Source organism: Streptomyces sp. NRRL WC-3742, from assembly GCF_000720635.1.
Taxonomy (GTDB): Bacteria; Actinomycetota; Actinomycetes; order Streptomycetales; family Streptomycetaceae; genus Kitasatospora.
In genome coordinates this window covers 1-22,262 of record NZ_JOCF01000088.1, presented here as the reverse complement: position 1 = coordinate 22,262, position 22,262 = coordinate 1, and the positions used below count along the sequence as shown (strand labels likewise).

Genomic DNA, 22,262 nt, shown 5'->3' with positions numbered 1-22,262 from the left:
ACCCGCCGCACACCCGAACCCCGTGGCCCCGCCCCGCCGTCCGCTGCGATCATCCGACCGTGAACACCGCACTCCCCGACGGCTGGACGATCGAGCGCGTCCGCCTCGCCTCCGGCGACGACGAAGCCGAACTCCTCGCCCCCGACCGGCACGTGACCGTCACCTGGTACGGCCGGTCCGCCCCCGAGGTGCTCCACCCCGACGTCATCCTCTCCTTCACCGGAATCTGCCTCGCCCACGCCGCCGGCGAGTGGTTCATGGGCGAACTCCAGCCCGACGGCTCCCTCGTCTGCTGGTCCTCCTACGGCACCGACCTGGCCGAAGCCATCCGCGGCCTGTGAGCAGCCTCCGCCCGCACCGGACAATCGCGTTGACCGGTGCGGGCGGAGCGGTGATCGTGGGCGCATGACGGACAGCAGCTGGTTCAACAGCGACCTCGACCTCGTGCCCGGCCGGGAGCTCTTCCGCAGTGAGCGCCGGTTCCATCTGCGGGCCCACTCGGCGAGTCACGGCCAGCTCCTGCTGCGCACCCTCGACGAGTACGACGGTCCCGGTGAGGCCCGGACGACGATCGAGATGCTGTTCAAGCCGGTGGCCGTGATGAAGCTCCGCGACAACCACCGCGGCCTGGCGGTCCGATGCGCAACGGAGGCCGAGAGCGCGGAGATCAGGGCGGGCCACCCCAGCGTGCGGTTCGGCAAGGACGAGCGCGTGTTCGTGCTGGAGAGCCAGGGCGAGCTCGACTACATCGTCGCCATGGCCTTCGGCTGGACGGAGGGCGTACTGGACCACCTGCAGCCCAGCTTCTACCACACCTTCCAGCCGTACAAGCCGATCCGCTGGCCCGTCCAGCCCCTGGACGGTGTCGAGTCCGGCCTCGAGATCGCCTCGGCCGAGGAACTCGTCGAAGCGCTGACGGCCGGCCAGGCCGGGGACGTCACCCGGGTTCGGCGCGAGCGACACCGCCATGTCTTCGTCATCATGACCCGGGTCGTCCGCGACGAGAGCCGCGAGGTCTCCGGCGTAAGCGTCTTCCTGACCAGGGCCGACGCCGAGGAGGCCCTGACCGCGATCACCGCGAGGTCCGTGGAGTGCTGGATCGAGGAGCTGCCGATCGCCGTGTGACCTCCCGGTCGAAACACATCCGTGGCCCGGCCGGGAGGTTCCGGCCGGGCCACGGGGGCGGGGGCGGGCGGTGTCAGCGGCCTGTTCCCGCGTGGACGGCGGCGAGTTGGGAGGCGCCGAGGTCGAAGGCGGAGTGCCAGGCGCGGACGGCTTCCGGCAGTTGGTCGGCGGGGCAGAAGGCGGTGACGTGGAGGTCCGAGATGGAGATGGTCTCCAGCTGGATCCCGGCGGCGGCCAGGGTCTCGCAGCAGGTCGCCAGGACGCCGGGCTGCGCGAGCAGTCCGGTGCCGACGAGCGAGAGTTTGCCGACGCGTTCCGTGTAGTGCGGGTCCTCGATGCCGAGTTCCCTGCAGTGCGGGTGCAGGGAGCGCAGGACGGCGGGGCCGTCCTGCGCGGGCAGGAGCAGCGAGATGTCCGTCATGCCCGGGGAGGTCCGGGTGGTGTCCTGGACGGTGAAGTGGAGTTCGGCTTCGATGTCGGTCACCACCTGCAGGACGCGGTTGGTGAGTTCGGGGGTGTCGGGTACGTTGCCGAGCGTGATCCTCGCCCCGGTGGCGTCGTGCGCGACGCCGACGACGTTGGAGTACTCGGCGGACGGGACGGCCGAGGCGCCGGTCACCATGGTGCCGGGGTCGTCGCCGTACGAGGAGCGGACGCGGACCGGGACCCGGTGCCGACTGGCGTACTCCACGCTGCGCGGGGCCAGCACCTTGGCCCCGTTGACGGCGAGTTCGCGCATGATCTCGTAGTTGACGTGGGTCAGCAGCCGGGCGTCGGGGACGATGCGCGGGTCGGCGGAGTAGACGCCGTCGACGTCCGTGTAGATCTCGCAGAGGTCGGCCTTGAGCGCGGCGGCCAGGGCGACGGCGGTGGTGTCGGAGCCCCCGCGCCCGAGGGTGGTGGCGTCCCCGGTCTCGCGGCTGATGCCCTGGAAGCCCGCGACCAGGGCGACCGCGCCCCGGTCGAGGCTCCGGCGGACCCGGTCGGGCTGCACGTCGATGATGCGTGCCCGCCCGGGCGTCGCGGTGGTGTGGATGCCGGCCTGCGCGCCCGAGAACGAGCGCGCCTCGACGCCGAGGGACTCGACGGCGATGGCCATCAGCGCGTTGGAGATCCGCTCGCCCGCGGTCAGCAGCACGTCCAGCTCGCGCGGCGCCGCGTTGTCCGTCACCTCGCCCGCCAGGTCGAGGAGTTCGTCGGTGGTGTCGCCCATCGCGGAGACCACCACGACCACGTCGTGGCCGGCTCGGCGGGTGGCCACGATGTGCTCGGCGACCTGCTTGATCCGCTCCGTGCTGTACACGGACGATCCACCGTACTTCTGCACGATCAGGCTCATCTGCTCAGACCTCCCCGTGAGTGGCTTTCGCGGTGCGGATCGCGTCCAGCAGGATCGAGCAGGCCGTGTCGACGGTTGCCGCGGTGACGTTGAGCGGGGGCATCAGCCGCACCACGTCGTCGTCACGGCCGCCGACCTCGACGATCAGCCCGCCGCGCAGCGCCTCACGCTGGACGGCCGCGGCGAGGCCGCCCGCGGGACGGTGGTCAGCGGGGTCGGCGAACTCGATGCCCCAGATCAGGCCGCGCCCGCGCACCTCGGCGACCCACGGTTCGTCCAGCAATGGCTTGAGGCGGTCCGCGATCTGCTCGCCGCGCCGGGCGACGTTGCCCAGGACGTCGTCGCGCCGGATGACGCGCACGGCCTCCACCCCGGCGGCGAAGGCCAGTTGGTTGCCGCGGAAGGTCCCGGTGTGGGCGCCGGGGGCCCAGGTGTCGAGTTCGGCGTCGTAGATGATGAGCGCGACCGGGGCGCCGATGCCGCTCAGCGCCTTGGAGGCGATGACGACGTCGGGTTCGATGCCGTACTCCTCGAAGGCGAACCAGGTGCCCGTGCGCCCGCAGCCGGTCTGGACCTCGTCGACCACCAGCGGGATGCCGAGTTCCCGGGTCAGCGCGCGCACCCGGCGGGCGAAGTCCACGGTCGCGGGGATGATGCCGCCCTCGCCCTGGACCATCTCCATCACCACGGCGGCGGGCAGCGGTACCCCGCCGTTGCCGTCGGTGAGGGCCCGCTCCAGGTAGCCGACGCAGTTGGTGGCGCAGCTGTCGGGGGTCAGGCCGACGGGGCAGCGGGCGCAGTAGGAGTAGGGGAAGAAGTGGACGCCGGGAACGCCGTTGGGCACCGGGCGCTTCTGGGAGACCAGCCCGGTGAGCGCCATCGCGGCGTGGGTGCTGCCGTGGAAGCCGCCCTGGAAGGCGATGACGTCGCCGCGCCCGGTGGCGGTCTTGCACAGCTTGAGGGCCGCGTCGACGGCGTTGGCGCCGGTGGGCCCGCAGAAGTGGATCTTCATGCGGGAGCGCATCGACGCCGGCAGCATGGAGAGCTGGGCCTCGACGAACTTCTCCCGCACGGGGGTCGGGAAGTCCAACCCGTGGGTGAGCACGTCGAGTTGGGCGGTGACAGCGGCGACCAGCTCGGGGTGGTTGTGGCCGAGCGAGAGCACACCGGCGCCCGCCAGGAAGTCGATGAAGACGTTGCCGTCCATGTCCCGGACGAGGCTGCCGGACGCCTGCTCGATGGCGATCGGCAGACGCCGGGGGTAGCTGCGGGCGTTGGACTCGTAGCCCTGCTGGCGGGCGAGGAACCCGGCGGAGAGCGGGCCCGGCAGATCGCCGGTCACCTGCGGGACGGCCAGTGGGTCGAGTCGCTGGAACGAGGTCATGAAAGCCTCCGTGGGGGGGGTGGCATGGAGAGATCGCTTTCGGCGGGGTCGTGGCTCGCCGAGTGCACGGCCACGGCGGGATGACGCCGCGGCCGGGACCGGGGCCGGCAGGGGCGCGGCTCCGGAGCGTGTGCGGGCGTGGGGGTCGAGCGCGTGCGGACGGGGTCAACAGCGGCGGGCGGGTATGCCGCGCCACTGCGTCCGGGGCGGCAGGTGCTCGCCCTTCATGACCAGGGACATCGCGTCCAGGGTGGTCCCGGCGCCGACCTGCGCGTCGTAGAGGACCACGCACCGGGCGCCGACCGAGCCCGCCGGTCCGACGACGACCTCGGACATCTTCATGACCCGGTCCTCGAACAGGTGGGTCTGCAGGGAGGTGAACTCCCCGACGGCCGCGTCGTCGCCGACCTCGACCAGGTCGAACTCGGTGAGGTACGTCGTGTTGAGCCAGACCCGGCGCCCGATCCGGGCCCCGAACAGTCGCATGACCCACGGCGCGGCGGGGGTGCCGGTGAGGGAGTTCAGCAGCGCCGGTACCACGAGGTTCTCGAACAGTCCGGTGATCAGCTCGGTGCGGCGCACCCAGATGCCCCACAGCGGTTCCACCCGGGGTCGGTAGCGGCCGATGACCAGCCACTTGAGGAGCACGACCACCAGGGTGGCGACGGCCCCGGTGCCCAGCAGCAGGACCGGCCCCAGCAGGAGGAGGACCAGGGGCGAGGTGGTGCGGCCCAGCTCGACGCTCGCGTACAGGGCGGCGAGCGCGGAGAGCGCGCCGATGGTCGAGGGGAGGGTGACGCGCAGGTACTCGATGGCCAGCCGGGCGGCGATCAGGCCCGGGCTGGGGTCGTAGGTGTACTTGGGTGCGAAGTTCTGGCTCTCCTCGCGCCGGGGCAGGAAGATCGCCGGTGAGCCGAGCCAGGTCGTCTCCGGATCGATGGGCCTGCTGGGCGCGATGGAGTGCACGCCGAGGAGGCTGTTGTCGCCCATCCGGCAGGCGCCGGGCAGCAGCGCGCCGTTGCCGACGAAGCTGCGCTTGCCGACCTCGGCCGGGGCCAGGGCGATCCGGCCCCGGTGGAAGACGGCCGGGGCCACCACGCTGACGTCCGCGACGAAGCTGCGCTCGCCGATGATAAGCATGTCCGGATCGACGAAGCTGACCGTGGCGACCTCGGACCAGCGCCCGGTCCGGGCGCCGAGCAGGCGCAGGAACGGCACCAGGTAGAGCGTGGAGTAGAGCGAGTGCGTCAGGGTCAGGCTGGTGGTCAGGAGGCCGTCGGCGATCCACTTGCGCACCCCGAAGCCGCTGCGCTGCGCGTAGATACCGGCCCGGGCCCGGGGCATCACCGCCCGCTTGACCAGGACCACCAGGGTGCAGGTGGTCAGGACGAACAGCGGCCCGGCCGCCAGGGTCGACAGCAGCGCCCAGCGCGGCCCCCACTCCCACCAGACCCAGCCGATCAGGGCCGAGCCGGTGGCGGCGATCACCAGCGGTACCAGGATGAGCGCGAGGGCGCCGACGGCGTAGCCGGCCAGCACCCGCAGCGGCCAGGGCCGGTCGTCGGGCTGCTCCGCCATGGCCTGGAGCAGGGGCGGGGTGGCTTCCTGCGCGCGGGCCGGGGAGCCGGCCCAGTGCTCGCCGGCGGGCACGGCCTGGTCGGCGGCGATGAGGGACTGCTCGCCCACCGTCGCGTCGTCACCGAGTACGGCACCCGGCAGGAGGACGCTGTTGGTCCCCACGCAGCTGCCGCTCCCGAGCCGGACCGGCCCGAGCCGGAGCCAGCCGTTCTCGACCGCGAAGGACTGCACCCGCGCCCCGTAGCCCACGCTCACGTGGTCGCCGAGTTCGACGAACCGGGGCAGGCCGAAGGGTGACGACACGTGGCAGCCGCGGCCGATCCTCGCCCCGAGCAGCCGCAGGAAGGGCGGCAGCAGGGGCGATCCGGCCAGGAGCCCGACGGGTGAGCTCGCCATCACCTTGCCGTAGAGCCAGAACCTCAGGTAGGTCACGCCCCAGAGCGGGTACCAGCCAGGGCGCACCCGGGCCAGCAGCAGCCGGCAGGCGAGCGCCGGGATCAGCAGCACGTCCAGCAGCGTCCAGGCGATCTCCAGCGGGACGAACTCGCCGTACCCGAGGTGCGCGAGGTGTCCGAGCGGGCCGCCGGTGCCCACGCCGGGCGTCGGCTGGTTCCCGGCGACCAGCAGCCGGTACAGCAGAACCAGGACCGGCATTCCGAAGACCATCAACCAGCTGTACAGAACCGCGAGTTGGGCCACTCCGCAGGCGGCGACCCGGAGGGTGGAGTGCCGGCGCGCAGCGGGCCCCCGGACCCGGTCCGGCTCCGACCCCGCAGCTTCGGCGGCCGCGTCGGCTGCGGCGGCCTCGGCGGCGGAGGTGTCGATGAACGCGGCCAGAGCCCGCACCGTGGGGTGCGCGTAGAGGTCCCCCATGGCCAGGTGGGACAGCTCCGGCAGGAGGCGGAGCCTGGACATCAGCCTGGCCGCCGCCATCGAGTGGCCGCCCAGGTCGAGGAAGAAGTCGTCCTCGGCGGAGAGTTCACCGATTCCGAGGACCTCCTGCCACACGGTGGTCAGCCGGCGCTCCGTCGCGGTGGCGGGCGCCGCGTGCGGCTGTGCGCGCTTGGCCAGCGGGGGCGAGGTGGGGGCGGGCAGCGCGCGCCTGTCGACCTTGTCCGCGGCCAGCAGGGGAAACCGGTCCAGCACCTCGACGAACGAGGGGATCATGTACGCGGGCAGCCGTCCGCGCAGCGTGGTGTGCAGGCGTTCGCGCAGTGCGTCCTCGTCCCTCGGCCCGTGGTCCGTCAGCGTGACGTAGCCGACCAGGTCCTGGACCACCCCGTCGTGCTGACGCGGGACGACCACGGCGTTCTCCACCGCCGGGTCCTCGCGGAGCACCTCCTCGATCTCCGCCAGCTCGATCCGGTACCCGCGGATCTTGACCTGGGTGTCGATCCGGCCCAGGAACTCGATCTCGCCGGTCGGGGTCAGCCGCCCCAGGTCGCCGGTGCGGTAGATCCGCGGGCACTCCTCCCGGTCGCGGGCCACCGGGTTCACGACGAACTTCTCCGCCGTCAGGTCGGGCCGGTTGAGGTAGCCGATCGCGACGCCCGGACCCCCGATGCAGATCTCCCCGCTCTCGCCCTCCGGCACCGGGCGCAGCTGCTCGTCGAGGATGTAGACCCGGTAGCTGGGCAGGGGTCTGCCGATCGTGACCGGCCGGCGGGGCGAGAGCTCGCCCCAGGTCGCGCTGACCGTGGACTCGGTCGGACCGTAGACGTTCAGGAAGCGGCGCCCCGGCCGGGACCACCGTTTGACCAGGTCGGGCGGGCACGCCTCGCCGCTGACCAGGAGGCTGCGCAGGGTGGAGACCTCCGCCTCGATGGTGGTCAGCAGGGTCGGCACGCAGCACAGCACGGTGATCGCCTGCTCGACCAGGAAGGCGCCCAGCCCCTCGCCGACGCGCCGTTCGTTGGTCGGCCCCGCCACCAGGGTGGCGCCCACCACCCAGGCCGGCCAGATCTCCTCGACCGAGAAGTCGAAGGCGAGCGACAGCCCCTGGTAGACCCGGTCCTCCTCCCGCACCTGGTAGATCGGCGCCACGGACCGCAGGAAGTTGACGATGCTGGCGTGCGAGACGGCCACGCCCTTGGGCCGCCCGGTGGTGCCCGAGGTGTAGATGACGTAGCAGACCGACTCGGACTCGATCGCGACATCCGGACGCTCCCCGGACTGCGCGGCCACCTGGGCCGCCGACTCGTCCAACTCGAGGACCGGGCAGGGCAGTCCGTGGGTCCGGTGCCGCATGGCCGAGGTGGTCACCAGGGCGCACAGCCCGGCGTCCCCGGCGATGAACTCGACCCGGTCGGCCGGGTACGAGGGGTCCAGCGGCACGTAGGCCGCCCCGGACTTCAGGACCGCGAGCAGGGCGACGTAGCTGTCCGGTGAGCGCTCCAGAAGGATCCCCACGCTCTGCCCCGGGCCCGCACCGCGCTGTCGCAGCAGACGGGCGAGCCGATTGGCCCGCTGGTCCAGTTCGGCATAACCGAGCGAGACGGGACCACACGTAACGGCGGTGTTTCCTGGAACCCGGTCGCAGGTCCGCTCGAAGTACTGGGCCAGCCCCCGGACCCGGGGAAGCTTCCACCGATCCAGGACTTCCGGATCATCAGGGCCGTTGATTGGTATACTGACTTTTAATTCCGATTCCACTTCCGTCACAATCCCTCGCATCCAGCGGAGAATGACAGCGGCAACAGCAGCCGTCGGATTTTGCGGACGATTTCTTCGAGCAAATATTTGAGGAGTATTTGCGAACTCTTTGCTCTGTGCATGACAAGTCACACACGCACCTCAAGGCGCAGGAAAACCCCAGTTCAGCCATGCCCCAGGCCGAACCGTCCCGACGCTTGATGATCGACGTCCCCAGAACGTCGCACCGCACGTTCCCCCGTGCAGCAACGGCCCTGTCGCAGCCGTCGATATCCTCGCTCCAGCGAACGGCGACAGGCTGAGCCGCCCGCACGCGGCAGCCGTCCCGATCATTCCCGAAGCGGTCCTCCAACTCGTCGGACCATATGTCGCCACTCGCAAGTACCGCAAGGGCGATGGGCGCATTAAGGGGATTCTCATTTAACTCTCATTCGCCCCCGGACACCGGCTCCGCCGATTGCTCCGGGCCGGACGCCGCCACATTGTCGCTTTCGTGAACCGCCGGTAAATGCCCGATGGGGCGCGGCTCGGGAGGGCGTGAGCAAAGGGACCGGAGGCCGCCACCGTTACTGAGGTGGCGACCGGGGCGAGGTGTGACGTCGCCGAGCTCGAGGTGCCCGGCGCCACCGCCACCCCGGCCCACCCGACGGCACGGTCACCCTCGACGTCGGGACGGCCGTCGACCGGTTCCAGGGCGGAGGCGACCGCTGGGCCGTCCACCGAGGGCGAGCCGCCGTTTCCCGCCTCGCCCGCCCCCCGTGCGGACGGATGTTGCTCGGGGGCCGGGTCCCCTGGCTCCCCCTGCTTCCCGGCGCCGTACTGACCAGCGCCGCGCTGACGGCGCTCGCCTGGGCATCGCGGCTCTAAATCCCCCGCTCGCTGAACCGCAGCGTGACGCAGTTCGGCCCACTCGGGATGGCCTCACCCTGCTCAGCTGGCTCATCGCGATGTTCACGGCCCTCACACTCGGGATCGCCGGCGGATACGTGGTCGCGAGCCAGGACCGCTGGTCCTTGAAGTTCACTCCGGCGTTCCGGGGGAAGCCCGAGCCGGTGATGGTGACCGTGGTCGTCCTCGCCGGCCCGCTCGTGGGGTTGACGCCGGTGACCACCAGGGGGGCCGGCCCGTCATAGGCGAACTGGCCGAGCGGCACGGCAGGCGAGGTGCCGAAGATGGTGGTGACTCGGACGTCAACGATGCCGATGCCCTCCGGCACCGTGGCTGTGATCGTGTCGCCGCCCGGGTCGATGGTGTAGTCGGTGCACGGGATGGGACCGAAGTCGACGACACCGGGCGGGCGTGGCGTTGCCCGCCGGGCCGGGCGACGGGTACCACTTGCCCTGCTTCACCTTCCCCAGGTCGGTCCAGGCCAGCGGCACGGCGTCCCAGGCGTTGAAGTGGTGCCTGGTGTCGAACGGCAGCCCGGTGAGGTAGGTGGCGAAGCTCCCCAGCCCGGCGGTGGGGGCCGCGAAGGTCTGGAGCAGGAAGTCCGGGACGTCGCTCCAGCTCTGCGCCTGCGTGTAGAGGTAGGGGGCGAGCATCGTGGCGAGGCAGCCGCCGAGGCTGTGACCGGTCACATACACCGTCGGCCGCGGTGTGGTGGGCGCCGCCTGGACCAGGGCGGCCAGCGCCTGGACGATCGTGGTGCCCTGGGAGGCGAACGCGTCCTCCGGCGCCGGTGCTCCCGGTTCGTCCTCGGCTTGCGGCGGGATCGACACCATGGTGGCGACCTGGGTGAACGCCGTCATGGCTCCTTTGGAGACGGCCACCGGAGTCGGCGAACCGCTCGCGCTGAACGGGACCACCGTGCCGACGTCAAGGTCCTCCAGGATGTCCGTGATGTTGCCGATGGGTCCGCGCGGGACCACGGCGAACCGGTTGGAGCCGTCGATGCTCTTGGCGATGTACGCCATGTTGGCGTCGTCCGGGCTCAGCGCGAGCCACTCCAGCCTCCAGACGGCCCGGGTCGCCAACCAGAGGAACGGGAGCTGCCTGCGGATGCCGGCGGCCACGCGCCACGTCCGCTGTTCCCGGGTCTCCCCCGAAGGCCGGGGGGCCGCCGCCGTGGCCGCGAGCGCGGACAGCGTCATGCAGACCTGGGCGGGTGTCGGCTGGCTCGACTGCGGCGTCATGGTCACTTCCGGTGGCTGACTGCCGACAACAACAAGGGCGGTGCCGACGCCTTGTTGTCGGCACCGCCCTTGTTGTTGTCGGCAGTCAGAGGGCCTGGGTGTCAGCGGCGGGCGGCTGCGACTTGTCATCGTCCTCGGCCTTGGCCCGCACGTCCTTGGGGGTGGGTGCGGTGATGTTCCGCTGCTCCGCGGACCGCTCCCGCGTCTCCTCGTCGGCCTGTTCCGGGGCGTCGTTCCCGTTCTCAGCAGTGCTCATGGAGGGTTGTCCTCTCGTAAGCGCGGGATCGGATGGGACCGCTCCGCACGTCGGCGCGGCTCGGTCCGCTGCACGCCCGATCCGACAGGCGCTGGACGTCCGAGCCGGGTCCACCGGTTCAGTGCCGGGCGGCGTCCTTGACCTTCTCCGCCGCCTGCTTGACGTCGGCCTTGGCCTGCTGAGCCTTGCCTTCCGCCACCATGGGCCGGTCACCCGCGGCCTTTCCGGCAGCCTCCTTCGCCTTCCCCTTCAGTTTGTCCGCGGCGTTCTCCATCTTCTGCTTCGTACTCATCTGCGCCTCTCTCTCGTCGCCGGAGCCTTGCCGGGCGCCTGCCCGGTTCGCGGGCCCTCACACATCGGCCTGGAGATTTCGCCGACCGGCGCGGTCGGCCGGTGATGCCGCTGAGCGTGCCGTGGGTGAGCAGCGGCTCCCCGGTGATCCGCAAGTGGCGTACCCCTCCGTCCGGCCGCGTCTCAGCGCGGGTCGACCGGGCGGGCATCATGAGCGCGCCCGCGCCGGCAGACCTGCCCGACCAGCGCACCGGCGTAGACTGTGTACCCGACGCCGATCAGCCAGGACTGCACGACCAGGACGGTCCCGACCGCGCCGTAGGAGACGGCGTTGGAGACGACGAGCGGCGCGAAGACGAACCTGGAGAAGACCCGAAGCCCCGCGAGGGCCGCCACCGTGGCGACCGCGCCGGGCAGCAGCGCCGACCAGGCGATCCGGGAGCCGAGCAGCAGGCGCTGCAGCCACCAGAAGTAGAGCAGACCGCCGAGGACGCCGCCTGCGGCCCGCAACGCCGAGATGGCCGCGGCGTGGTCCGGGAGCAGGCCGTGCCAGGTGGTGACCAGGATGAGGGCGATCAGCCCGGCCAGCCCCAGCACCTGACGCCATACGCTGTGCCACGGGCCGGAAGGCAGGTGCCAGATCTTCTCGTACATCCGTTGGACGGCGGACATCAGTGAGATGCCGAAGACGGCGAGCGCGGCCAGGCTCAGCGCGGTGGTCGTGCTGAGCACTTCGCTTCGTGAGGCGAAGAGCTGGCTGACGGCCTTGGCCGAGCGGCCGGACAGGGCGAGGCCGTCGTTGATCCAGTCCGCGATGCCGCTGCCCCGACTCGGGATCGCGGCGGCGAGCACCACGAGCAGCGGCACCAGGGTGACGAAGAACAGGGCGGCGAAGGCCATCGCGTGCTGGAGCAGCTCCACTTCCCGGCCACCCTGCCACACCTCCCGTGGCAGCGCCCGGACCCTTCGCCACCGGCTGCTGCCGGTGCGGTGATCACCGTGCTTCGCGGGCATCACGGCACAACCTCCTCCCGTGGCGGCGCATGTCACCTGACGGTCGTCAGACCGGCGGCTCCTGCGGCCGGGGGCCGCCCGGCTCCGGCGGTGTCGGCGGGACGGGGATGATGTCGCGGTCCGGCGGGACGGGTATGGAGGCCATCTCGTGCCCTTTCCTGCTCAGTGACCCAGCGCGTGGGCGAGCCGCTTCCTGTTCATGTTCCGCGGGGTTGTGACGACGCTCCTCCTCGGTCGTTGAGAGGGCCCGGGGCCGCGCCTACCCGGCTCGACTGCTCCCAACCAGTGGGACCGCCCCGTCCGAGCACCGCCTCCCGCGATTGGTGGAGGCTGACCGAGGCAGGCGCCGCCCCAGGAGGTGACCGTGATGATCGTCTTGTTGCGGGTACCGCTCCTGGCCCGGGTCGGTGTCGGTGACGGTGGCGACCGCTTCGTGGCCGAGGACGCGGCCCTGTTCGACCTCGGGGGCATCGCCCATGAGGATGTGCAGGTCGCCACCGCGGACGTCCGTCTCGCTTGACCTCTTGCGCGTCAGTCCGGCAGCCAGTGCAGTTCGTGCGCCAGGGTCTTGGCGACGGCACGGATGCGGCGGTGCAGTGGCGACTGCTCGCGTGGGAGGACCAGGTGGATCGTCAGGCTGGGCGCGCCCCGGAGCGGTCGCCAGGTGAGACCGGCCGCTTGTGCCGCGACCGCGGTTTCTCCGGCCGGGGCGAGGGTGACCCCGTCGCGCAGGTCGCGCTGGGACATGTCGAAGGAGACTGCGGGCGTGTGGAATCGGGGGTGTGGTCGGATGTCTCGGAACAGTGCGGACAGCTGATCGTGGATCACGGGGTTGGACGCACGGTCCGGGAGTCGCAGCGGATACGCGGCCGCGTCGGCGATCTCGATCTCCGGGTGTTCGGCCAGCGGATGGTGCTGCGCCAGCTGGACGCCGATGCGCCCACGCCGCAGCAGGTACCGGCGCACGCCACGGCCCGGCTGTTCACCGCGGGTGATCCCGGCATCGATGCGGCCGTCGGCGACCGCGGGGGAGATCTCCGGTGTCGCCATCGGGACCGCGCGGACCTCGAGTCCGCTGGTGCCGCGCATCAGCCTGTCCACCAGGGCCGGTGCCGTCTCGGCCCCGGTGCTGAGGCTGTATCCGATGCGCAGCGTGCCCAGTTCACCGGCTGCCGCACTCCGGGCGGTGTCCCATGCCCGGTCCAGCGCCGCCAGCGCGGGCGGCGCGGACTCCGCCAAAGCCGCACCGGCCGTGGTCAATACGACGCTGCGCGTGTTGCGGACCAGCAGGGCCGTACCGAGTTCCGCCTCCAACCGGCGCATCCGGGTGCTGAGTGCGGGCTGTGCGATACCGATCCGTGCAGCCGCGCGGGTGAAGTTCAACTCCTGTGCCAGCACCAGGAAGTACCGCAGGCTCACCGTGTCCGGCGCCACGCGCCCCCCTTGCCGATTGATAACGATCCGTTCTGAGTCTATGCCGTACCGCTCTTTCCCTTGACGGCACATCAAGCCCTAGCCTGCGCATATGACGATCCGACTGACGGCAGCACCCGTCGCCGGGATCGATCGATCTGAGTGTCAATTCGAAGCCGGACCTGTCCGGCCGAACACAGGAGGTTTCCATGGCCAAGGGCTACTGGGCCAGTGTCTACCCCGCCATTTCCGACCCTGAGACGCTGACTGCCTACATCGAGCTGGCGGGTCCGGCTGTCGGGGCCGCGGGCGGGCGCGTCCTGTCCCGTGGAGGTCGAGTCGTCGCCCACGAGGCCGGAATCACGGAACGCGTCGTTCTGATCGAGTTCGACAGCTTTGAGCAGGCGGTCGCGGCCTACGAGAGCGAGGCGTACAAGAAGGCGCTGGCGGCCCTCCCCGACGGCTTCGCGCGCGACTTCCGCATCGTCGAAGGCACTGACTGACCGGCGGGCACGGGCTACGACGACCAGAACCACTTCATACCGAACACGAGGTTCGAGAGGCAGTGAGATGACCACAGTGACCGCGATCCTGCAGGCCGTACCTGAGCGGGCAGAGGAGTTGGAGGCCCTGCTGCGCGACACGGCGGAACATACCCGCCAGGAGCCGGGCGCGCTCGCCTACGCGGTGGGCCGCCAGGACGACGGACGGTTCCTGGTGACCGAGTGGTACGCCGACCGGGCCGCCTGCGAGGCGCACTTCGCCGCCCCGTACGTCACCGGCCTGCTGGCCCGATTCCCTGAACTGCTGCTGACCGAGGCCCAGGTGGAGATCGCCGACACGGTCACCGGCTTCGTCCGATGACCACCGGCCCCAGACCCGATCCCCAGAAGGGCGCACGAACGTGAGGACTGCTGTGAGCGACCCGATCATTGTCGTAGGTGCCGGCCCCGTGGGGCTGACCTGTGCCCTGGAGCTGGCCCGGCGCGGGGTGCCGGTGCGAATCGTGGACCGGCTGGCCGAGCCGACCACCGAGTCGCGCGCCATCATGGTGCACGCCCGCAGCCTGGAGATGTTCGAACGGCTGGGCCTGGTCGACGAGCTGATACGGAACGGCGTGCGGACCACCGCGATGGAGATGCACTCCGACGGCGAGGTCGTCGCCAGGATCGCGCTGGACCTGGTGGACAGCCCCTTTCCGTTCTCGGTGACCATCGCGCAGACCGAGACCGAGCGCATCCTCACCAAGGCCCTCGACGAGCACGGCGTCAGCGTCGAGCGCGAGGTGACGCTGACGGGCCTCACCCAGGACGAGCACGGTGTCCAGGCGGTGCTGGAGCACGCCGACGGTCGTCGGGAGACCGTCGGCACCGGCTGGCTGGTCGGCGCCGACGGCGGACACAGCCAGGCCCGCAAACTGGTCGGCAGCGCCCTGGCGGGCAGGTTCAAGGGCGAGAAGTTCCTCATGGGCGACGTGAACGCCGACCACGAGCTCGACCCGCACAGCATGTACACCTTCTTCTCGCCGCACCAGGGCCCGCTGCTGGTCTTCCCGATGGAGGGCGACCGGCTGCGCCTGATCGCGAACATCGCCACGGACGACGGGCGCACCGCGACCCAGGAGTGGCTCCAGCAGGTCGTCGACGAGCGCGCCGAGCGTCCGATCCGGATCCGGGACGCGCGCTGGCTCACCGTCTTCGAGGTGCACCACGCCCAGGTGCCCGAGTACCGGGTCGGCCGGGTGCTGCTGGTCGGCGACGCCGCCCACGTGCACAGCCCGGCGGGCGGCCAGGGCATGAACACCGGCATCCAGGACGCCCACAACCTCGCCTGGAAGCTCGCCCTGGTCCACTCCGGCCAGGCCCCCGCGACCCTGCTCGACAGCTACCACGCGGAGCGCCACCCGGTCGGCGCCCAGGTGATCCAGTTCGCCGGCACCCTCACCCGGGTCGGCACCCTCGCCAACCCGATCGCGCAGAAGCTGCGCAACAAGGGCATGCACCTGCTCACCAGCCTCGCCCCGGTCCGGCAGGCGATGGCCGACCGCACCGAGGAGACCGCCGTCGCCTACCGGAAGAGCCCGATCGTGGTCCAGGGCCGCGGGGACGGCAAGCTCCACGCCGGCGACCACCTTCCCGCCGCCGGCCCGGAGCTGCGCGCCGCCCTCGCCGCCGTCCACGACCACGTGCTGCTCACCGTCGCGGCCAACGGGACCGCCCCCGCGCCGCTGCCCGGCACCACGGCCCGTCAGCTGCTGGTCGGCGCCGCCGCCACGGCCCCGACCGGCTACGACGCCGTGTTCCAGGACCCGGACGGTCTGGCGGCCGCCCGCTACGGCCTGCCGAACGGCGGCCGGATCATGGTCCGCCCGGACGGCTACGTCGCCGCGATCGCCCCGCTGGACGAGAACACACCCCTGCACAAGTACCAAGCGCTGCTGCAGGCATAGCACCCACTACCGCCCCGGGCGCTCCGATCGCCCGGGGCGGCACACCACCGAGCCCTTGCGCGGCCGCCGGCGCAGCGGACGACCAGGGGGCGGTCGGTGGGGATCTCGCCGAGGCGGGCGGGGAGTTCGGCGAGGGGGATGTGGAGGGAGCCTTCGACCGAGCCTGCTTCGCGTTCGCCGCAGGTGCGCACGTCCAGGACGGTGGGGGGCCGGTCAGCTCGCCTCCAGCGGCCCCGAGTATGCGGCTTACCGCCGGCGTCTGGGAGCGCCTGGCACTGCGTCTGCGAGGATTCGGGGGGCGACCACCTCGTCGGCCTCCTCCATCTCCGCGTCGGCGCACGGTCAGCCGGTGCCGATCCGGCGGCCGGTGACCTGGTCGGGGCGGATACGAACCCACAGCGGTCGGGAGCCGCCTGCCCAGGGGGTGGCGCCGGGCAGCGCTGCGAGGCGCTGTTCCTCGTCCGGGTTCTCGATGCGTTGGGCCTCGCCGTGGAGGAGGACGCTCCAGCCCCGGCTCCGGCGGTCGTCGATGTGGTCCACCTGGAACGAGACCGGCGAACCCTCGGGTGGGGCGGCGGCGCCTCTGGGCGACGTGCGGTAGACGATCGTCCTCGCGTCCACCGCGTAGTTGACCGGGAGCACGACCGGCGACGGCCCGCCGGGGAGGCCGATCCGGCCGACGCCGTGGGTGCCGATCAGCTCCCAGCACTGCGGCTCCGTGAGGTGGAGCAGCAGCGGACGGGAGCCGGGCCCGGTCTGCCCCGGCGGGGCGTCGGGCCGGTGGTCCGACGCCAGCTCCGGCCAGGTCGTCCCGAGCGCGGTGGCGATCCGGACGAACGCTTCCGGGTCGAACTCCGGCCCGGCTTGCAGCAGCAGCCGCAGGTAGGAGGGCGTCATTGCGGCGCGGCGGCACAACACGTCCTCGTTGAGGCCGAGTTGGTGGCGGCGCTCGAGGATTCGGCGGGCGACACCGGCGGGGTCGGGGTAGTCGGCCATGGCAGCGGCTCCTGCGTGTTGAAGAGAGGTCACGTCCGGAAGAGCGCGACCTTGAGGGCCCCGGTGTCGGCTGCGGCGGCGAACACGTCGTACGCCTCCTGCATCTCGTCGAGACCGAAGCGGTGGGTGACCAGAGCGGCGACGTCCAGGCGGCCGGCAACCAGCAGGTCGAGCAGCATCGGAGTGCTGTGGGTGTCCACCAGGCCCGTGGTGACGGTGACGTCGCGGTTCCACAGGTCCTCCAGGTGGAGCACCGCCGGCTTTCCGTGTACGCCCACGTTGGCGACCCGGCCGCCCGGCCGCACCAGGCGGGTGCACAGCTCGAAGGTCTCGGGTACGCCGACCGCCTCGATCGCGACGTCCACGCCCAGGCCGTCACGGCTCAGGGCCCGTACGGCCTCGGGGGTGGCTTCGGCGGCGGTGAGGACGGCATCGGCGCCCAGGCGCTTGGCGGCGTCGAGGCGGCTCTGTGCGAGGTCGACGGCGATGACGCGGGACGGGGTGTAGAGCCGGGCGGTGAGGATCGCCGCGAGCCCGATCGGCCCGGCGCCGACGATCGCGACGGTGTCGCCCGGGCCCACCCGCCCTTTTCGCACGCCGACCTCGTACGCGGTGGGCAGGATGTCGGCGAGCAGCAGGGCGTCCTCGTTGCGGACATCCTCGGGCAGCTTGTAGAGGGAGGTGTCCGCGAAGGGCGTGCGGACGGACTCGCCCACCCGGACGACGGCGTCCTCCGGGTCGCGGACGACCGGGTCAGGGACCTCGCCCCAGGTGCGGCGGCAGGGTCCGTGGTAGGTCAGCGCCTTCATGCCGTGATCACTCCTCTGGGAGGGTGGAGCCTCCAGGGAGGGCGGAGCCGGATATTCCGCTTGCTCTTCCAGGGTCCGGCGCGGCCTCGCCGCTCGCCAGGGGCCCCGTGGGTCCTCTCCCTGGGCCGATGGGCCCCCTTCGCGCCCGGCGTGGCACCAGCTCCGCGCCTACGCTGGTCAGGGGCGTCGGGCCAGCCGTGGAGGATCTCCTGGGCAGCGCATCCGAGAGCAGCGCATCGGAGCCGAGCTCCCACGTGCCCAAGCTGCGGCTGGACGAGCTGCTGGACGAGCTCCAGGCCCGACTGGACGCGGCCCGGGGAACACGCGACCGGGTGCACAGCCTGCTGGAAGCGGTGCTGGCGGTCGGGCTCGGTGAGGAGCAGCACCGCGGCCTGGTGCTGCCGGTGGAGGGGTCGTTCGTCGGCGCGGGCGGTTCGCCTTCCCGGTGCGGCGCTGGGTGGGGATCAGGGCGCCGTCGATCAGCACGACCTCTCCGCCCCGCCCGGCTGTCCGGCGAAGCGCCCGCTCCAGCCGCACCCGAAGCCACCCCTCGGTCCGCTTGGACGGTGGTCAGGCTGCGCAGCGGAATCCGATGTGGCTCATGCCGGTGTCGATCGGTTGCGGGCGGCGGGCGGCGGGGCGGTAACGGTGGCAGTACTCGTCCGCGCACAACCACGACCCGCCCTTGACGACCTTTCGCGGGACGGCCGGGCCGGGGGCGCGCGGGTCGACGCTGGCGGCTTCCGCGTCGCGCCGTGCGCTGTCGGGCGCGCAGCAGGAGGGGACGGCGTCACGGCCGTCAGCGGGGGCGAACCAGTCCGAGGTCCATTCCCAGACGTTGCCGGCCATGTCGTGCAGGCCGTAGCCGTTCGCCGGGTAACTGCCGACCGGCGCCGGGCCCATCGCGCCACCGGGGTGGGTGCTGCGCCAGGGGAAGCGCCCGGACCACCAGTGCGCCAGGCGGCGCCCGCCGGGAAGCTGTTCGTCGCCCCACGTGTAGGCGGCTCCGTCCAGACCGCCGCGAGCGGCGTACTCCCACTCGGCCTCGGAGGGCAGGCGGTGCCCGCGCCAGCGGGCGTAGGCTTCGGCGTCCTGGTGGGCAACGTGCACGACGGGGTGCTGCTTGCGTCCCCGAAGGCCAGAGCCGGGACCTTCCGGGCGGCGCCAGCTGGCCCCGGGGGTCCAGGCCCACCACTGGCTCAGGTCCCGCAGGTCGACCGGGCCGGGGGTGGGGCGGAACACCATCGAGCCCGGCTTCAGCAGTTCTGAGGGCAGGCCCGCGTAGTGCGCCGGGTCCAGCGGGCGCTCCGCGAGCGTGACGTAGCCGGTGGCCGCGACAAACGCGGCGAACTGCGCGTTGGTCACCTGGTGGCGGTCGATTGCGAAGGCGTCGACAGTGACCGAGCGCGCGGGCGCCTCTTCGGGGTAGTGCCGGTCCGAGCCCATGGCGAAGCGTCCGGCAGGAAGGGCGACCATGCCCTCCGGGGCGCTGACGGGCCGGTCACCGCCCGCCGCTGGTCCGGGCAGCAGGGGCAGCGAGGCGGGGGCAGGGCCAGGTGCGACAACACCGCAGTCCTTCGTACCCGGGCTGGGCTCACGCACTCGGCATTCCAGCGACCAGATTGGCCAGGACCTGGTCAATGGTGAAGCTCGCGGCCTTCTGCCGGGGCGGGAACTCCTTGAATGTGGCCAGGAAGTCCGCGACGATCCGCTGGGCCGGCACGAGCAGGAACGCGTGGGCGAGGAACCAGTCGTAGTAGGTGTTCGCGGTGACGTCGGCCTTCTCGAACGGGTCGGTGCGCAGGTTGAACAGCTTGGGAATGCGCAGCACGATGAACGGCTCGGCCCACAGCGCGAGCGTCCCAGGGGAGCGCTGCTCCATGAAGATCAGCTTCCAGTTGTCGTATCGCAGCGCCATCAGGTCCCCGTCGTCGGAGAAGTAGAAGAACTCCTGGCGCGGGCTCTGCTCGCTCTGGCCGGTCAGGTAGGGCAGCAGGTTGTAGCCGTCGAGGTGGACCTTGTAGGTGTGGCCGTCCAGCACGGTGCCGGCCTTGAGCTTGTCGACGATCTTCGGCTCACCGGCGGCGGCGGCGAAGGTCGGAAGCCAGTCCAGTCCGGCGACGATCTCGTTGGACACCACTCCGGCCGGGATGTGGCCGGGCCAGCGGACCAGGGCGGGAGTGCGGAAAGCGCCCTCCCAGTTGGAGTTCTTCTCGCTGCGGAAGGGGGTGGTGGCGGCGTCCGGCCAGGTGTTGGCGTGCGGGCCGTTGTCGGTGCCGTAGACCACGATGGTGTTCTCAGCGATGCCCAGCTCGTCCAGCAGATCCAGCAGCACACCGATCAGCTTGTCGTGGTCGATCATCGCGTCGTGGTACTCGGACTGCCAGCGCCCGGACTGGCCCAGGGACTCGTCCTTGACGTGCGTGCGGAAGTGCATGTGCGTGGTGTTGAACCAGAGGAAGAACGGCACGTCATCGCTGGCCTGACGGCGGATGAAGTCCCCGGCTGCGGCGGCGAACTCCTCGTCGCAGGTCTTCATCCGCTCCCGGGTCAGCGGCCCGGTGTTCTCGATCCGCTGCCCACCGTGGCCGTCGGCCCAGGTGTGCAGCACCCCACGCGGCCCGTAGTTCTTGCGGAAGTCCGGGTACTCCTCCTCGGAGGGGTAGTCGCGCTCCTCCGGCTCCTCCTCGGCGTTGAGGTGGTACAGGTTGCCGAAGAACTCGTCGAAGCCGTGCACGGTCGGCAGGTGCTCGTCCCGGTCGCCCAGGTGGTTCTTGCCGAACTGGCCGGTGGCGTAGCCCTGTTCCTTCAGGACCCTGGCGATGGTCGGGTCCTGCGGCTGCATGCCCAGCTCCGCCCCCGGCAGTCCCACCTTCGACAGGCCGGTGCGGAACGGGCTCTGGCCGGTGATGAACGCCGAGCGCCCCGCCGTGCAGGACTGCTCCGCGTAGTAGTCGGTGAACCTCATGCCCTCGGCGGCGATCCGGTCGATGTTCGGCGTGCGGTAGCCCAGCAGGCCGTCGCCGTAGCAGCTCAGGTTCGTGATCCCGATGTCGTCGCCCCACAGCACCACAATGTTCGGCTTGCCCGCCATCGTCCGCGTCCCTCTCGTCGGCCCCCACGGATCCTGCTCCGCTCCCACGCTACGAGCCTGCCGGACCACCCGCCGTGCGCAGTGCTGCAAACGGTGAACCCTCGCGCCGCCCGTGGGCCGGACGGCGTACGCCCGTCCCGTCCGGATGGAGTGGTCTATTTGAGGATGTTGATCGCCCGAGCAATCACCAGGGCCGCCACCACGAGCGAGACGGCACTCTGAGTGATCATCAGCAGCTTGGCCCACGGCTTGACCGGCGACGTGTCGGCCGGACCGAACGAACTGGAGGTCCAGAAGGCCAGCGCCAGGTAGTCCACGAAGACCGGCACCCACGCGGGGGAGGTGCCCTGCTGGGGCTGCATCTCGGGGAACACGAACGCGGGGTCCGCGAAGGGCCGGTGCGCCCGCGCGGCGGCGCCGCCCCGGTCCAGGTCCCAGTACCACAGCGCGAACGCGATCACGTTGGTCGCCCAGACGACCCCGCCCGTCGCCAGCAGGCCCGTCGCGTTGTCGGCGTACAGCTTGCTGCCGGTCAGGATGTCCGCCACCAGGATCGCGGCCGCGGTGAGGTTCGCCAGCGTGATGAACGCGATCACCAGGTCGGTCACCACCCGCAGCCACCGCGCCTGCCGATCGATCCGGCCGGGGTCCGCGCCGATCAGGACCGCCAACAGCACCACCATGAGCACCGGCAGCACCCACGACGGGCTCTCGCGATAGCTGCGCGGGAGCGCGACATGGAGCAGCGCGGCGACCAGGACAGCCGACGCCACCGGCCACCAGTGCTCGCCGCGCGGCACGGGCGGCTCCGTCGATCCACCCGCTGGGGACGGTTCGCCGGGTTCATCGAGGCGGGAGCTCATGGCTCATTGTGTTGCCGTCCGGCTCCCGAGAACCGCCCAGCGGGTCGACGGTCACCCCCGGGGAGCAACCGTGCGCACGGCGTGCCGTGCGGATCCAGGAGTCAGCCCCCTGATCCCCCGTCTCACAAGGGGTCGGGTCGCCGTGCAACCGGCCCTCGCAGAAACTGGACATATCGGATTAACCCGGCTCTGACGGTCGGGCTCCGCGAGCGCAACGGGAGTGACCGTGAGCAACTATCCGATGCTTGATCTCTTCTGGACCATGATGATCTTCTTCCTGTGGATCATGTGGCTCTTCCTGCTGTTCCGCGTGCTCGGGGACGTCTTCCGTAGCCACGACATGGGCGGCTGGTCCAAGGCGCTCTGGATCCTGTTCGTGATCCTCCTGCCCTTCCTCGGCGTGCTGGTCTACGTCATCGTCCGCGGCCACTCGATGGGGCAACGCGACGTGGAGCAGGCCCGCAGACAGGAGGAGGCGTTCCGCGCCTACGTCCGCGACGCAGCCAGCAGTGGCTCGGCGGGCAGTGTGGGCGGCTCGGGCACGGAGGAACTGGCCCGTCTCGCCGATCTTCACGCCAAGGGTGCCCTCAGCGACGAGGAGTTCCAGCAGGCCAAGACCAAGCTCCTGGCCTGATCTGACCGCAGCAGCGCTCCCAGTCGGCGCGGTCCGGCGACGACCGTCGCCACGACGAGCGCGGCCATTCTCATGGATTCGTCCGGGTCCGCATCAGGGATGGCCGGGAGCGGCCCCACCCGCTCCCGGCTGTGGCCCCTGCCCTGGCCCGGCCGGGCCCCCACAGCCCGCCGGACCGTACCCGCGCCGGCTTTTGCGCGGGAGTGATGAGGCCGTGGTGGCCGTCGTAGCGG

At 71.3% G+C, this 22,262-nt stretch carries 21 protein-coding genes and 1 pseudogene; 7 read left to right on the top strand and 15 right to left on the bottom strand.

The features are described from left to right. Positions 1-59 precede the first annotated feature (59 nt). Both IH61_RS0135060 and IH61_RS0135055 read left to right on the top strand, forming a co-directional pair. Complete coding sequence (locus IH61_RS0135060; RefSeq protein WP_051838574.1) at positions 60-341, top strand: hypothetical protein; 282 nt, start codon at positions 60-62, stop codon at positions 339-341. Between the two features lie 64 nt (positions 342-405). Beyond that, positions 406-1,125 (top strand): hypothetical protein, encoded by a 720-nt coding sequence (locus IH61_RS0135055; RefSeq protein WP_031077484.1) that lies wholly within the window; start codon positions 406-408, stop codon positions 1,123-1,125. A 73-nt stretch (positions 1,126-1,198) separates the two neighbouring features. Here IH61_RS0135055 and IH61_RS0135050 read toward each other — a convergent pair whose 3' ends face one another. From IH61_RS0135050 to IH61_RS0135010, 8 genes are all read right to left on the bottom strand, one after another. Beyond that, on the bottom strand, positions 1,199-2,464 hold the full coding sequence (locus tag IH61_RS0135050) for an aspartate kinase (RefSeq protein ID WP_031077482.1): 1,266 nt from the start codon (positions 2,462-2,464) through the stop codon (positions 1,199-1,201). 4 nt (positions 2,465-2,468) lie between these two features. Further along, entirely contained in the window at positions 2,469-3,848 is a 1,380-nt protein-coding gene (locus IH61_RS0135045; protein WP_031077480.1) for a diaminobutyrate--2-oxoglutarate transaminase family protein, read from the bottom strand. Positions 3,849-4,013: 165 nt separating this feature from the next. After that, positions 4,014-8,078, bottom strand: coding sequence for a Pls/PosA family non-ribosomal peptide synthetase (locus IH61_RS0135040; protein ID WP_420714048.1), 4,065 nt, complete (start codon positions 8,076-8,078; stop codon positions 4,014-4,016). Between the two features lie 655 nt (positions 8,079-8,733). Beyond that, positions 8,734-9,189 carry an IPT/TIG domain-containing protein gene (locus IH61_RS50080; protein ID WP_324607639.1) on the bottom strand — a complete coding sequence of 152 codons (456 nt, stop codon included), beginning with the start codon at positions 9,187-9,189 and terminating at the stop codon, positions 8,734-8,736. Between the two features lie 79 nt (positions 9,190-9,268). Beyond that, positions 9,269-10,210 (bottom strand): lipase family protein, encoded by a 942-nt coding sequence (locus IH61_RS45240; protein WP_234327467.1) that lies wholly within the window; start codon positions 10,208-10,210, stop codon positions 9,269-9,271. Between the two features lie 85 nt (positions 10,211-10,295). Further along, positions 10,296-10,466, bottom strand: coding sequence for a hypothetical protein (locus IH61_RS47445; RefSeq protein WP_158845628.1), 171 nt, complete (start codon positions 10,464-10,466; stop codon positions 10,296-10,298). Between the two features lie 118 nt (positions 10,467-10,584). Next, positions 10,585-10,758, bottom strand: coding sequence for a CsbD family protein (locus IH61_RS44035; protein ID WP_031077472.1), 174 nt, complete (start codon positions 10,756-10,758; stop codon positions 10,585-10,587). A gap of 182 nt (positions 10,759-10,940) precedes the next feature. After that, entirely contained in the window at positions 10,941-11,771 is an 831-nt protein-coding gene (locus IH61_RS0135010) for a YhjD/YihY/BrkB family envelope integrity protein (RefSeq protein ID WP_051838572.1), read from the bottom strand. Positions 11,772-12,129: 358 nt separating this feature from the next. Here IH61_RS0135010 and IH61_RS47440 point away from each other — a divergent pair, with 358 nt between their 5' ends. Then, positions 12,130-12,291: a hypothetical protein gene (locus tag IH61_RS47440; protein WP_158845626.1), complete on the top strand. Its 162-nt coding sequence runs from the start codon at positions 12,130-12,132 to the stop codon at positions 12,289-12,291. A gap of 11 nt (positions 12,292-12,302) precedes the next feature. Here the strand turns inward: IH61_RS47440 and IH61_RS0134995 are convergent, their stop codons facing one another. Continuing rightward, on the bottom strand, positions 12,303-13,205 hold the full coding sequence (locus tag IH61_RS0134995) for a LysR family transcriptional regulator (RefSeq protein WP_031077467.1): 903 nt from the start codon (positions 13,203-13,205) through the stop codon (positions 12,303-12,305). A gap of 188 nt (positions 13,206-13,393) precedes the next feature. Between IH61_RS0134995 and IH61_RS0134990 the strand changes: the two genes are divergently transcribed. The 3 genes from IH61_RS0134990 to IH61_RS41960 all read left to right on the top strand — a co-directional run bounded on the left by IH61_RS0134990 (position 13,394) and on the right by IH61_RS41960 (position 15,633). Then, positions 13,394-13,687: a DUF1330 domain-containing protein gene (locus IH61_RS0134990; protein WP_031077464.1), complete on the top strand. Its 294-nt coding sequence runs from the start codon at positions 13,394-13,396 to the stop codon at positions 13,685-13,687. A gap of 67 nt (positions 13,688-13,754) precedes the next feature. Beyond that, complete coding sequence (locus IH61_RS0134985) at positions 13,755-14,048, top strand: putative quinol monooxygenase (RefSeq protein WP_063763328.1); 294 nt, start codon at positions 13,755-13,757, stop codon at positions 14,046-14,048. A 40-nt stretch (positions 14,049-14,088) separates the two neighbouring features. Then, a complete protein-coding gene (locus IH61_RS41960; protein ID WP_078911624.1) occupies positions 14,089-15,633 on the top strand; it encodes an FAD-dependent monooxygenase in 1,545 nt (514 codons plus the stop codon). Here the strand turns inward: IH61_RS41960 and IH61_RS50075 are convergent. From IH61_RS50075 to IH61_RS0134955, 6 genes and pseudogenes are all read right to left on the bottom strand, one after another. Then, positions 15,561-15,836 (bottom strand): annotated as a pseudogene (locus tag IH61_RS50075) (rhodanese-like domain-containing protein); the annotation flags it as partial. The gene IH61_RS41960 and the pseudogene IH61_RS50075 overlap by 73 nt on opposite strands. A gap of 139 nt (positions 15,837-15,975) precedes the next feature. After that, on the bottom strand, positions 15,976-16,629 hold the full coding sequence (locus IH61_RS0134975) for a pyridoxamine 5'-phosphate oxidase family protein (protein ID WP_037973768.1): 654 nt from the start codon (positions 16,627-16,629) through the stop codon (positions 15,976-15,978). Positions 16,630-16,658: 29 nt separating this feature from the next. Beyond that, complete coding sequence (locus IH61_RS0134970) at positions 16,659-17,438, bottom strand: zinc-binding dehydrogenase (protein ID WP_031077456.1); 780 nt, start codon at positions 17,436-17,438, stop codon at positions 16,659-16,661. Positions 17,439-18,008: 570 nt separating this feature from the next. Further along, positions 18,009-18,914 (bottom strand): formylglycine-generating enzyme family protein, encoded by a 906-nt coding sequence (locus IH61_RS0134965; RefSeq protein ID WP_031077454.1) that lies wholly within the window; start codon positions 18,912-18,914, stop codon positions 18,009-18,011. Positions 18,915-19,032: 118 nt separating this feature from the next. Then, entirely contained in the window at positions 19,033-20,532 is a 1,500-nt protein-coding gene (locus tag IH61_RS0134960; RefSeq protein WP_031077451.1) for an arylsulfatase, read from the bottom strand. Positions 20,533-20,687: 155 nt separating this feature from the next. Beyond that, on the bottom strand, positions 20,688-21,332 hold the full coding sequence (locus tag IH61_RS0134955) for a hypothetical protein (RefSeq protein WP_051838569.1): 645 nt from the start codon (positions 21,330-21,332) through the stop codon (positions 20,688-20,690). Positions 21,333-21,621: 289 nt separating this feature from the next. On the opposite strand from IH61_RS0134955, the gene IH61_RS0134950 reads away from it, so the two are divergent. Then, positions 21,622-22,029, top strand: coding sequence for an SHOCT domain-containing protein (locus IH61_RS0134950; protein ID WP_031077447.1), 408 nt, complete (start codon positions 21,622-21,624; stop codon positions 22,027-22,029). Positions 22,030-22,262: the final 233 nt, after the last annotated feature.

Bases quoted from the DNA above. Each gene is read 5' to 3' on its own strand.
- IH61_RS0135055 (WP_031077484.1), top strand. From the start codon at position 406: ATGACGGACAGCAGCTGGTTCAACAGCGACCTCGACCTCGTGCCCGGC.
- IH61_RS44035 (WP_031077472.1), bottom strand. From the start codon at position 10,758: ATGAGTACGAAGCAGAAGATGGAGAACGCCGCGGACAAACTGAAGGGG.
- IH61_RS47445 (WP_158845628.1), bottom strand. From the start codon at position 10,466: ATGAGCACTGCTGAGAACGGGAACGACGCCCCGGAACAGGCCGACGAG.
- IH61_RS0134990 (WP_031077464.1), top strand. From the start codon at position 13,394: ATGGCCAAGGGCTACTGGGCCAGTGTCTACCCCGCCATTTCCGACCCT.
- IH61_RS0135050 (WP_031077482.1), bottom strand. From the start codon at position 2,464: ATGAGCCTGATCGTGCAGAAGTACGGTGGATCGTCCGTGTACAGCACG.
- IH61_RS0134965 (WP_031077454.1), bottom strand. From the start codon at position 18,914: ATGGTCGCCCTTCCTGCCGGACGCTTCGCCATGGGCTCGGACCGGCAC.
- IH61_RS0135045 (WP_031077480.1), bottom strand. From the start codon at position 3,848: ATGACCTCGTTCCAGCGACTCGACCCACTGGCCGTCCCGCAGGTGACC.
- IH61_RS0134975 (WP_037973768.1), bottom strand. From the start codon at position 16,629: ATGGCCGACTACCCCGACCCCGCCGGTGTCGCCCGCCGAATCCTCGAG.
- IH61_RS0135010 (WP_051838572.1), bottom strand. From the start codon at position 11,771: ATGCCCGCGAAGCACGGTGATCACCGCACCGGCAGCAGCCGGTGGCGA.
- IH61_RS0134970 (WP_031077456.1), bottom strand. From the start codon at position 17,438: ATGAAGGCGCTGACCTACCACGGACCCTGCCGCCGCACCTGGGGCGAG.
- IH61_RS0134985 (WP_063763328.1), top strand. From the start codon at position 13,755: ATGACCACAGTGACCGCGATCCTGCAGGCCGTACCTGAGCGGGCAGAG.
- IH61_RS0134960 (WP_031077451.1), bottom strand. From the start codon at position 20,532: ATGGCGGGCAAGCCGAACATTGTGGTGCTGTGGGGCGACGACATCGGG.
- IH61_RS45240 (WP_234327467.1), bottom strand. From the start codon at position 10,210: ATGACGCCGCAGTCGAGCCAGCCGACACCCGCCCAGGTCTGCATGACG.